The 12625-nt window shown below is 38.8% G+C and carries 8 protein-coding genes; all 8 read left to right on the top strand.

What is annotated here, in order from left to right:
* Nucleotides 1-12: 12 nt before the first annotated feature.
* The 8 genes from ABR397_RS01710 to ABR397_RS01675 are packed head-to-tail and all read left to right on the top strand — an operon-like array spanning nucleotide 13 to nucleotide 8435.
* A complete protein-coding gene (locus ABR397_RS01710; protein ID WP_350304202.1) occupies nucleotides 13-762 on the top strand; it encodes a cyclase family protein in 750 nt (249 codons plus the stop codon).
* Between the two features lie 39 nt (nucleotides 763-801).
* Nucleotides 802-2055, top strand: a complete 1254-nt coding sequence (locus ABR397_RS01705) for an ATP-grasp domain-containing protein (RefSeq protein ID WP_350304201.1) — start codon at nucleotides 802-804, stop codon at nucleotides 2053-2055.
* Nucleotides 2055-4517 (top strand): ATP-grasp domain-containing protein, encoded by a 2463-nt coding sequence (locus ABR397_RS01700; protein WP_350304200.1) that lies wholly within the window; start codon nucleotides 2055-2057, stop codon nucleotides 4515-4517. The genes ABR397_RS01705 and ABR397_RS01700 overlap by 1 nt, the downstream gene beginning before the upstream one ends.
* A 57-nt stretch (nucleotides 4518-4574) precedes the next feature.
* On the top strand, nucleotides 4575-5765 hold the full coding sequence (locus ABR397_RS01695; protein ID WP_350304199.1) for an MFS transporter: 1191 nt from the start codon (nucleotides 4575-4577) through the stop codon (nucleotides 5763-5765).
* A gap of 41 nt (nucleotides 5766-5806) precedes the next feature.
* Nucleotides 5807-6913: a pyridoxal phosphate-dependent aminotransferase gene (locus ABR397_RS01690; protein ID WP_350304198.1), complete on the top strand. Its 1107-nt coding sequence runs from the start codon at nucleotides 5807-5809 to the stop codon at nucleotides 6911-6913.
* Between the two features lie 13 nt (nucleotides 6914-6926).
* Nucleotides 6927-7391 carry a VOC family protein gene (locus tag ABR397_RS01685; RefSeq protein ID WP_350304197.1) on the top strand — a complete coding sequence of 155 codons (465 nt, stop codon included), beginning with the start codon at nucleotides 6927-6929 and terminating at the stop codon, nucleotides 7389-7391.
* Between the two features lie 10 nt (nucleotides 7392-7401).
* Entirely contained in the window at nucleotides 7402-8040 is a 639-nt protein-coding gene (locus ABR397_RS01680; protein WP_350304196.1) for an FMN-binding negative transcriptional regulator, read from the top strand.
* Between the two features lie 20 nt (nucleotides 8041-8060).
* Nucleotides 8061-8435: a hypothetical protein gene (locus ABR397_RS01675; protein WP_350304195.1), complete on the top strand. Its 375-nt coding sequence runs from the start codon at nucleotides 8061-8063 to the stop codon at nucleotides 8433-8435.
* Nucleotides 8436-12625: the final 4190 nt, after the last annotated feature.

Raw genomic sequence — 12625 nt, 5'->3', positions numbered from 1 at the left:
AATCTTAATACGATGACATCTTCAATCTATGCGAAGTTCATGCAGGGGAAAGTTGAGATACTTGACCTTACAGCGCCGTTGTCAACGGAAACACCTGTGATCCGTTTGCCGCCTGAACGAGGGCAACCTTGGCCTTTTAAGTTGGAAAAAATAAGCCGTTATGACGAAAAAGGCAAAGAAGTTTATTGGAATAATATCCAGATGTCCGAGCATACAGGGACTCATTTTGATGCCCCTATCCATTGGCGGTCAGGCAAAGATTCTATCGATGTCTCAAGTGTACCTCCTAGGCACTTGGTCGCGCCTGCCGTTGTAATTGATGTATCTGATCAAGTAACAGTCCCAGATTTTTTACTCGAACGTGAACATGTCGATCAATGGTGCGAAGTCCATGGACCTTTACCTGAAGGTGGTTGGTTGTTATTCCGCTCAGGTTGGGACAGTCGAGACTCAGATGCTGATACCTTTCTTAATCATGGTCATACTCCAGGGGTAAGTGAAGCTTGTGCAAAATGGTTGGCTGAGCAAACACCAATTATAGGTATCGGGGTGGAGACTGTTGGAACCGACGCAGGTCAAGCCGGAAAATTTGAACAACCTTACCCCGTACACTGGTACTTTCATGGGGCGGGAAAATATGGCCTGACTCAGTTGAAGAACCTGGCAAAGTTACCGCCAACAGGTGCAGTGATCATGATAGCGCCGCTTCCCATTGTTGGTGGTTCAGGAAGCCCTTGCAGGGTGTTGGCGCTTGTTGAATAACACAAAGTTAATTTGCGAAGAGTTTTTAAGGAAAAGTCGATGTCTTCAAAGTACTGCTTGTTACTAGGAACAGAGAAAAACAGATTTCGTGCATTGGTTGCTACGGCTAGGGCAACCAACATGAAAATAGCGATCATGGCCCCAAGTGGTTATGTTAATGGAAACCGTTACGCTGATCTAGTGATTGAGGGTAACCCAGAAAACATTGAACAAGCTCTGGTTGCAGTACAGGCCTTTGCTGAGCGAGAAGGAATGCAACCAGGCGCAGTTGTTCCATTGACAGAAATGACGATAGCCCCGGGAGCTCGTATCGCGCAGTACTATAATTTAAATTATTTGTCTGAAAAAGCGCTGACATTAACCCGCAACAAATTTGAAATGCGTAAGGCTGCACATGCAGGTGGGTTGAACGTTCCGAAATTTGCACGTTTTAATCACCTTGAGCAGCTAGCGACCCTTGCTGAAGATTTTCCTTTTCCAGCAGTTGTAAAGCCGACCAACGCCGGGGGCAGTGAAGGTGTAACCTACGTAGCTGGCAAAGATGATTTGGCTAGTGCTTTTGCTAACTTGCGTCGAGTGACCGAAAATTATGGTAGTAAGTTTGGTATGGCAGATAACGACTATCAGATAGAACAGTTTGTCGATGCTAGAATTGAGCTTTCGGTTGAAGTACTAAATACTAAAACGGGAAGACGTGTATTGGCAGTGACCGATAAAGAACTGACCCCGTTGCCTCATTTTGTTGAAATCGGCCATTCCTTACCCAGTATAGAATCTGATAACGAAGCGCTTAAACAAGCAGCGCTTAAAGCCTGTGAAGTCTTGGATGTTGAACATGGTATAGCTCATGTTGAATTTATGATTGATCACAGTGGCAAGATTTACCTACTGGAGTTGAATGCGCGTACTCCAGGCGGCGGCATTCCTGAAATATTCGAGAAAATAGCTGGAGTGAATATGCTCGAGCTTCACTCTCGCTCTTATCTATACGATGAAGTTGAAGTACCTGCATATCACATGTCTGGACTAGCTGCGATTGGATTTATGAAAGCTAAGCAAGGGACGATTGAGCGAATTAAGTTGCCGGCTCAGCATGAGTTACCAAAAGAGGCGTTTGGACTACAACTTTGGACATCCGAAGGAGCTCGGGTCAATCCGCTATACAGCAACGCAGAACTTGAGGGTTATGTTGAATTCTTCTGGCCAGACTATGAGCTAAATGGAAAACCGAAAGAGTACCTGATGCTTACACAACAATTGACTGAACAAATTTTCGGAATGGGTGAAAGCTAATGAATATACTTATTTTACACCGAGTTAGGTACGTTGACGTACTTTACCATCAGTCTATCGATCACGAACTACATAATGTTTACTACATTGGTATCGAAGAAAATCTGAATGAAATCCCTGGCGATCTACGTTGTACAAAAATAGTAAGACCCGGCGTGGATGCTGTACACAAAGAAGTCCTCAAACAAATAGAAAATCTTGATGTTTGCTTTGATCACGTTGTTTCAATTAATGAGTTTGAATTGATTGAGGCTGCCTTGATACGAGAAAAGCTCAACATTGCGGGCCCTAAAGTGGCCGATGTCGAAAAAGTTCGAAACAAAATTGTGATGAAACACTGTGTTGGCGCTGCAAATATTCGTACTCCGCAGTACATGTCTTTGTCCGATTTTATGAACTCAGAACGACTAGCGATTCCTCCCTCTTCACCAGTTATTTTAAAGCCTCTGGATGGCGCTTCGTCAGTTGATGTGGTCAAGTTTGACAGTCAGAAAGTTTTGGAACAGGCGCTTATAGATCGCACAACTGGAATTGTGGCTCTTGATAAAGAAACACCTGAACGGATTGAAAACTTTGAAGTTGAAGAATTTGTATCCGGTCCTGTATTGCATATCGACGGCATGATCCGTAACGGACAAATAGAGATGATTGTCGTCAGCCAATATATCAATACATTGCTGGATTTTGCCAACGGCTATCCAGCAGGGTCTGTGCAGTTAGAAACCACGGAAGAGATGAAAACCTGGGCGCTTCAAATCCTAAATGCGGTTGATATATCTTTGGGGGCGTTCCACCTTGAAGCGATTCAAACAGATACAGGGCCGGTGTTTCTTGAAGTCGCTCATCGTATCGGGGGAGCTAGAATAGCTGAAACGTTGACGTTACAGACAGGGATTCATCCATCGATACTGGAACTTGGATTGTTGCTAGACCCAGACTTCAAATTCGAACTTAACTATGATACCGGGTACAAATATGCGTGGTTTATTGTGCCTGGACACCAGCTGCCAGGAAACTATGGCTTGGTGTCGGGGCATGAGTTTCTTTATGGCAAGGAAGAGGTTGTAATGCTGAATCAGCTTACGATACAACAACCTTTGGTCAAAGCGGTCACTTATAAAGAAAGTGAAATTCCGTTAGCCGGATTATTAAAAGCCAAATCCGCTAAAGAACTAACAGATCTGATTGATAGGTTGTTTGGACAGTTACAACTAATATCTGTCGATACTCCTTTGCCTTACAGCGAGTGTATACCCCAGAAAAAGAAACACGTTCTTGTGATTGGCAATATTCGCCAACCTCATAAGACACTGGAAGCACAGGGATATGCTATTTCTTGGATGTATAAAAAAGTACCTAATTTTACGCATGCGACTGAAGATCACAATCGTTGCGAGCGAATATTAATGTACAGCAACGAGTCTGCAACTCAGTTAATCAGTTTAGCGCGTTCAATTGATCAACTACAAAAAATCGATTCAGTTGTGTCTTTTCACGATGGAGCCCAGCTTGATGCATTGACTATTGCAAATGCTCTAGAGCTGCCTTTTAGTTTGTCAATGGGGGCTATAGTCAACACGAGAGATAAACAATTAAGTCGCCGGATTTTACGCGAAAAAAACCTGACAGAAGTGCAATCGGCGATAGCGGAGAATGAGCAAGATTTACATGATTTTTTCAAGATTTATCCACAAGTAAATAAAGTTATCGTTAAACCAGTTGCTGGTACAGGCAGTGAAAATGTTCGATCGCTAGAACGTAAAGAGCTTGAAACCGCTAACTTAGACAACGTTTACCCTGTGCTGGTGGAACAGTTTGTCGAAGGTCGCGAATTCAGTGTCGAAGCATTCATGCAAGAAGGCAAATGCCATATTTTTGCAATCACTGAAAAATTCAAACATGCGCAAAGTTTTATCGAGACAGGGCATTTGGTGCCTGCCCGTTTATCTAGCGATGAGCACGAGAAAATTGCTGCATTCATTGCCAAAGTGCTACCTGCTCTAGGGGTCGTGTCGGGTATTACGCACAGCGAAATTATGTTGGGTGAAAAGATAGAGCTAATAGAAACACACACTCGAGTAGGCGGAGATAGAATTTTTGACCTGGTACAGATGACGACAGGAATAGATATGTATCGTCTGCAAGCTCTGCAAAGTTTGGGTTTGCCTATCGGTGAAGACGAATTAACACCAAAACTAAACGGTAAACATGCGTGTATCAAATTTAAACTCAACGATCATCCTGGGAAAAAGGTGATTCGAGTAAACGGCGAGGAAGAAATCAAAAATTGGAGTGGTGTTGAAGATGTATCTATCACTCATCAGGCAGGTGAAGTATTGCCCCAAATAGGAAACAGCTTCGACCGCTCAGCCTCAGTGTTGGTGTTGTGCGACAGTGCTGAACAGGCGCTAAGTATTGCAGAGGAAGCCATTCAGAAACTTGAATTTGTTGTAGGTAAGTAGTGTAACCATAGGTTCATCCAAGTACTTAGTACTGTATCTAACTGAAGGGAAACATGAATGAAGTCGTTAGCAATTGCAGAGTTGTTCATCAATATAGGTAAAGCTATATTGCTACTGAGCTTTGCCAAATTTATGTATGATGAAACGGGTCAAATATGGCAAATCAGCTTAATCTTCATAGCTGAAATCTTGATCTCAACCATTTTACCAATATTGGTTGGCAAGTCGGTTGATAACCAAGGTATTAAAAAGGTGCTTATTGGTTCAGCCGTTTGTCATGTTGTCTTTTGTTTGGCAGGTGTATTGGCATTGACGCAATTGGGCATGTCCGTGTCGATTTTATTGCTAATATCGGTGTTTTTGAGTTTTCTTGGGCCAATTTCAAAAATGGCCTTATTCAGTGTTACACCACTTCTTTCCCAACATGATCGCTTAGAAAAAGATAACGGTACACTGACTTCCGCATTTCAGGGCGGTCAGTTGATTGGTATGGCCTTATCTGCCTGGTTGCTGGATAAGTTTGACTTTATAGCAATTTTGACATTTGTCGTCTGTCTATATAGTGCCGCGAGTTTTTTTTACTGGCGAGCAACAGCCAATTTGACGTTAGCTGAGTCTCCTTCAGATATAGATAAACGTGAAGATCCAGAAAACCTGTGGCAGTTGTTTAAAGCGAGTAAACCCTACATGCGCTATTTTGTTCTAAGTAATTTTGACTTCGTCACTGTAGCCATATTCAACATTATGCTGGTTTCCGTCGTCAGTCAGGCATTTGACGGCAGCACATACTGGCTTGCCGGATTAGATGCCTCATTCGCTATTGGTGCGTTTGTTGGTGGCGCTGTTATTGCGAAGCAAATAAGGAACAAAAGTACTTCTCTAAGAGATGTTATCGCTATTCAGGTCGCTTTTCTAATCTATCTAGGTTTATGTTTTACAGAACAGGCGGTCTATTTGATGCCGCTCGCGATTGTGAGTATCGGCTTGTTTCAAAGTTACTCCGGTATTTACTGGCGCACGCTGCTACATAAACAGCTGCCATCTCACATGATAGGTAGGCTAAGTAGTATTAAGTATATCGTATCCTCAGTACATATCGGGATTGTCGCCATGGTGGTCTCTTACGCACATGAATTAGGCTTCCAATACGCACTTGCAACCGCAGCTGTAATTACTATTGGTCAGATTTTATTTGTTGCAATCAGCATAAAACAATCACTAGCCATTGAAAGCAAATCCTCATCTTAGATGGACAAATGGCTCACTCTTAAAAGTTAGGGAAAAAATAAATGTTCAATATACAAGCAGTAATCAAAGAGCATGTAGTTGAAAATAAAAGGGAAAGCTTATGGAGCTATCTGGAAGAACGTCCCAATTACTTGATGCTAGATAAAAATGAGAATCACCATCCAATGGATGAAGATCTTTTTGAAGCGTTTCGAGCCTCATTAAAACCAGAGCATTTGTGTAATTATCCGGTGCTAAATAACTTATATAAAAAAATAGCCGAACTGGTTGGCGTTGAAGAGCGCAACATCTACCTCGGCTCGGGTTCAGACCTAGCGATAAAAGCATTATTTGATGCATGCTTAAGAGAGGGAGACCATGTGGTTTTACATAACCCTTGCTACTTTATGTTTGAAAACTATGCAAAGTATGCTGGGGTATCAATCTCGTCAACACCGGTCACTGAAGATTGGAAACCTGATGTAGCGGCTATTATCGATGCAGTCAAAGAAAATACCAAATTAGTGGTTGTAGAAGATCCGAGTGGTTTTGTCGGCACGCGTTTATCTTATTCCCAAATGCATGGCTTGGCTGAAGCGCTTTATAACAAGGGTGTGTTGCTGCTGATTGATGAAGCCTATCTATATGTAGAAGGAAAACAAAGCGCAAACCTGAATATCTTGCAGAAATTTCCGAACGTTATTTTGGCGCAAACCCTTTCTAAAGCTCATGGATTGGCAGGAGCAAGAGTCGGCTTTTTGATCGGAGAGACAGAGTTAATCGGCCATATTTCAAATGTCAGACCGTTATATGAGATTAGTGCGTTATCGGCATGGGCTGCGGAATGGCAGCTAGATCATCCTGAAGTGCTTGAACGTTTTCAGGAGAAGATGAGGCAGGCAAAAGCCTATATGAGAGAAGCTTTAACCGAAAGAAAACAGACTTTCAAAGATACTCACGGCAATTTCATGTTGGTACAGTTTGCCGGATACGATTCAAAAGAGATAGAACAATTGTTTCAAGAGCAGGGTATTTTAATCAGACGTCCGTTTGAACAGAGCAATTTAAAAGGTTGGCTGAGAGTAACCATTTCACAGCTCGAACATTGCGAAAAATTTATTTCGGCACTTGATATCGTTGTAGACAAATTGAACTTAAAAAAAATTTGATGAAGAGGGAATCATGACAGAGAAGGCCAGAGCCGTAGGGATCAACCATGTATCAATTGAAGTTGGTAACATTAATGAAGCCGCTGCATTTTATGGTGCGCTTATGCGCATTAAACCTGGGCCGTTATCAGAGACTGAGGGATCGATTGAACTGGGTGATCAGTTTATTGCCTTTACTTGCAGCCAAGGAGAACAAGCTCACAAACCTGGTCACTTTGGGTTCGTTGTTGATGATAAAGAAAAGGTTCGTGAGGCATTAAAGCAATTCAATATTGAACCTTTGCCTGGTCGATTTTTGGGTTTTCTGGATCCTTGGGGCAATCATATCGAAGTGGTCAGCTACGAGAATATTAAATTTACTAAGTCTCCTGGTGTTCTCAATGGTATGGGATTAGCAGACTTGAAGAAAAACGACCGTGCACAACGGGAGCTTGAAGAACAAGGTTATAGTGAGCCTTTATCTTCTTTGAACTCATAAGATTCAAGCAATGTATATACAAAAAGTATTTGAAGAAAATCGAATCTCTGTTTTGCATGACTTGATAGAGCAAAACCCTCTGGGGACTTTGACCGTCTATGGCAGTTATGGATTGAGTGCTGATCATCTGCCTTTTACTTTAGATAGGCATGGTTTAGAGCTAGGCGTGCTGAAAACACACATTGCACGCGGAAATCCTTTGCACAAAAGCGTGGCTGAAACTAATGAAGTGATGGTTATTTTCCAAGGACCAGACGCTTATATTTCACCTAGTTGGTTACCTAGACGACATATTAATGGTCGAGTTCAACCTAGTTGGGCTTACACGGCAGTTCATGCCATGTGTTCCATCAAGTTTATTGATGATGACAGTTGGATAAAGGCGCATTTTGAGCAATCCGTTAATTGTTTTGAAGCAGGATTACCGGATCCATGGCAAGTTGCAGAAGCACCGAAAGATTTCATAGACGGCTTAAAACAGCATGTCGTTGGGATCGAGCTGACTATTCACAATCTACTGGGAAAAAGGCAGTTGATGCAGCAACGTAACGTTGATGACCGCTTAGCCATTATAGAAGGCTTGCGTACTCAATCTGATCCTAGTGCACATCAGGTCGCAAAACAAATAGCACAAACCATTGAAAATTAAAAAAGAAAGGCAAAATCATTATGAATAATCCTACTATTAATGACTTATCCGAAACTTGTAGTGCAATTGTGTCGCAGCAGGCGCCGCTTCACATTGTAGAGGCGGCTTTACAGGCAGCTGAGGCAGAAAATAAAGAAATTGGTCAGCACTATGCTAAATATCTTTGCGACCGAGCGGTTATTACTACTATAGCCGAACCAAAACTTGAGGTATTTGCTTCTTACATGAAACAACACGGCTATACGGTATTAACTTATGACGAACTACAGCAATTGAAACAGCGTTACCCATATCACTGGTCTTTAGAGTTCAATCAGGATGGGTCGGGTGAAATTAAAGATCCTAAAGCCGATTTTCATAAATCATTTAAATTCGTTAAAGAACTGCTAGCATAGCGCTTGAACGACGACTGAGTATTTTCGTCCTCGGAGATCACCCAATAACATCCGTCGAGATTGGGTAATAACACTTGACTGGATCGCTGAATAACATTTATGGAGATCACTTTTGACCCGTTTTGTTATTCAGTGATCTCCATAAATGTTATTCAGAGTTTTATAATGGGCAGGATTTAATCTGTTATTAAAAGTCATTTTTTTAACTGATGGTGTTAATCGGTATAAAGTTTTAATCGTTGTTTTTATCACTTTTAACCCCTGTTTTTTGTTAAGTTTAATCATCATCGGATTACGCTTAACGAACGAAAATTATATCTACTTTTTATCTTTACTGACGCTGTTAAATAACTGGCGAGAAAACACTTTAATACTCATCTACTTGGATAATATCCTTTTACGTACAGATTTATTTTCAATTCACTATTAATGGTTAATGATCTTCGATTAAATGCGATTGATTTCCCTTTGAAAATGCTCATTTATTACGTTAAATCCGCTTTGATATAAGATTTTAATACGGCGGTATTCGCGTTTTTAAATTATTATAACAGGTTAGGTAAATATAAAATAAGTGGAATATAGAATCATTGATGAATAAATTAAACAGGGAAGAGTAAATAAAGTGAACTCTGCTATGCGTTTTATTATTGGCAGGATTTAACCTGTGATTAAAAATCATTTTTTAAACTGATGGTGTTAATCGATGTAAAATTTTTACGGTCATTTTTACCCTTTTTAACCCCAGTTTTTTATTAAGTTTAATCATCATCGGATTACGCTTAACGAACGCTAATCATATCCACTTTTTATCTTTACTGACGTTGTTAAATAACTGGCGAGAAAATGCTTTAATACTCATTTGTTCTGATAATATTCTTTTACGTACAGATTTATTTTCAATTTGTTATTAACGGTTAATGATTTTCGATTAAATGCGATTAACTATCCTCTGAAAAGTTGCATGTATTACGTTTAATCCGCCCTGATATAAAAGCTTTAACACTTCGGCATTCACGCTTTTAAATGATTATAGCAGGTCAGGTAAATGTAAAATAAGGGGAGGATAGGATCATTGATAAATGGATTAAACAGGGCAGGGTAAACAAAATGAATCCTGCCATGAGTTTTATAATGGGCAGGATTTAACCTGTGATTAAAAGTCGTTTTTTTAACTGATGGTGTTAATCGGTATAAAGTTTTAACCGTTGTTTTTATCACTTTTAACCCCTGCTTTCTTCAATTTAATCATTGTCGGATTACGTTTAACAAACACTAATTATATCCACTTTTTATCTTTGCTGACGCTGTTAAATAACCGGCGATAAAGCGTTTGATATCCATCTGTTCGGATGATATCCTTTTACGTGCTAATTTCTTTTCAACTTGCTATTAACGGTTATTGATTTTCGATTAAATATCATTAACTTTCTTTCTGAAAAACGGTATTTGTTGCATTTAATCCACCATGATATAAAGGCTTTAATACTGCGGTATTCGCGCTTTTAAATGATTATAGCAGGTCAGGTAAATATAAAATAAAGGGAGGATAGGAACACTAATAAATAAATTAAACAAGGCAGAGTAAATAAAGTGAATTCTGCCATGCGTTTTATTATTGGCAGGATTTAACCTGTGATTAAAATTCATTTTTTTAACTGATGGTGTTAATCGGTATAAAGTTTTAACCGTTGTTTTTACTCCTTTTACCACCGGTTTTTTATTAAGTTTACTCATCATTGGATTACGTTTAATGAACGCGGATTATATTCATTTTATCTTTACTGACGTTGTTAAATAATCGGCGAGAAAGCGCTTTAATATCCACCTATTTGGATAATATCCTTTTACGTGTGTTTTCTTTTCAACTCACTATTAACGGTTAATGATTTTCGATTAAATACCATTAACTGGCCTTTTAAAAAGGTGTATTTATTAAGTTAAATCCGTCCTTGATATAAAAGCTTTAATACTTTGGTATTCGTTTTTTTTAAATGATTAGGCAGGTCAGGAAAATATAAAATAAGTGGAGTATAGAATCGTGGATAAATGAACTAAACAGGACAGGGTAAAAAAGTGGGAACCAGTTCAGAGTTTTATAATGTGCAGGATTTAAACTTTTATTAAACGCTGTTTTTTAACGGATGGCTTTAATTGGTATAACTTTTTAACTGTTGTTTTTACCCCTTTTACAACCGGTTTTTTATTAAGTTTACTCATCATCGGATTATGTTTAATGGACGCGGATCATATTCATTTTATCTTTACTGACGCTGTTAAGTAGCTGGTGAGAAAGCACTTTAATACCTACCTATTCGGATAATATCCTTTTACATGTATTTTCTTTCCAACTCACTATTAACGGTTAATGATTTTCGATTAAATACCATTAACTGGCCTTTTAAAAAGGTGTATTTATTAAGTTAAATCCGTCCTTGATATAAAATATTTAATACTTTGGCATTCGTTTTTTTAAATGATTAGTCAGGTCAGGAAAATGTAAAATAAGTGGAATGTAGAATCGCGGATAAATGAATTAAACAGGACAGGGTAAAAAAGTGGGAACCAGTTCAGAGTTTTATAATGGGCAGGATTTAAACTGTTATTAAACGTTATTTTTTAACGGATGGCTTTAATTGGTATAGCTTTTTAACCGTTGTTTTTACTCCTTTTACCACCGGTTTTTTATTAAATTTACCCATCATAGGATTACGTTTAATGAACGCGGATCATATTCGATTTATCTTTACTGACGCTGTTAACTAATTGGTGAGAAAGTACTTTAATGCCTACCTATTCGGATAATATCTTTTTACGTGCGATTTCTTTTCAACTTGCGATTAATGGTTAATGATTTTCGATTAAATGCCATTGACTGTCCTTTTAAAAAGGCGCATTTATTGAGTTAAATCCTTCCTTGATATAAAAGCTTTAATACTTTGGCATTCGTTTTTTAAATGATTAAGCAGGTCAGTAAAATGTAAAATAAATGGAATGTAGAATCGTAGATAAACGAATTAAACAGGACAGGGTAAAAAAGTGGGAACCAGTTCAGAGTTTTATAATGGGCAGGATTTAATCTGTTATTAAACGTTGTTTTTTAACGGATGGCTTTAATTGGTATAGCTTTTTAACCGTTGTTTTTACTCCTTTTACCACCGGTTTTTTATTAAATTTACTCATCATAGGATTACGTTTAATGAACGCGGATCATATTCGATTTATCTTTACTGACGCTGTTAACTAATTGGTGAGAAAGTACTTTAATATCCACCTATTTAGATAATATCCTTTTACGTTCGATTTTTTTCAACTTGCGATTAATGATTTCCAATTGAATACCATTAACTATTCTTTTAAAAAGGTGCATTTATTGATTTAAATCCGTCCTTGATATGAAGTTTTAATACTTTGTTATTCGCGTTTTTAAATGATTAGGCAGGTCAGAAAAATGTAAAATAAGTGGAGTATAGGATCGTAGATAAACGAATTAAACAGGACAGGGTAAAAAAGTGAATCCCGCTATGAGTCTTATGATAGGCAGGATTTGAGCTACTATTAAAAGCCGTTTTTTTAACTTGTGGTTTTAAGCGATATGAGGTTTTAACCGTTGTTTTGACTCCTTTTACCACCGGTTTTTTATTAAGTTTAATTATCATAGGGTTACGTTTAATGAGCGCGGATCATATTCATTTTATCTTTACTGACGCTGTTAAATAATCGGCGAGAAAGCGCTTTACTACCTATCTATTTGGATAATATCCTTTTACGTGTGTTTTCTTTTCAACTTGCGATTAATGGTTAATGATTTCCGATTAAATGTAATTAATCTTCCTTTCATAAAATAAACTGCTTTCTTCATCTTCATATTGCCCGCAGAACTGAATATTGCAGCTAACCGTTTCCTCTTTCCGGACTGAGATGGCCCAGAACTCCAGCTCTCCCCAGGTGAACAGCCGTCCTGCCCAGGCCAGTTGCATTTACATGAGATTTATTTAACTCACATTGGAGAAAATAGTTGGAAGACTATATAGATCTTCCGGTTTTTTAATAACAGAAAGGTTAGAGATTATCTAATATAACCTGAGGTTTGCTTAAGAAGGGAACTAAGTGCCTGAGGCACGATCAAAGTTTTTGTCAAAGAAAACAAAATCGTGGAGATCCTCAGGCATGTTTAATTTAGAAGAACT

The sequence above is a fragment of the Photorhabdus viridis genome (assembly GCF_040256935.1).
Classification (GTDB): domain Bacteria; phylum Pseudomonadota; class Gammaproteobacteria; order Enterobacterales; family Enterobacteriaceae; genus Photorhabdus; species Photorhabdus viridis.
Note: the sequence above shows the minus strand (reverse complement) of the source record. Positions and strands in the feature narration are given on the sequence as shown.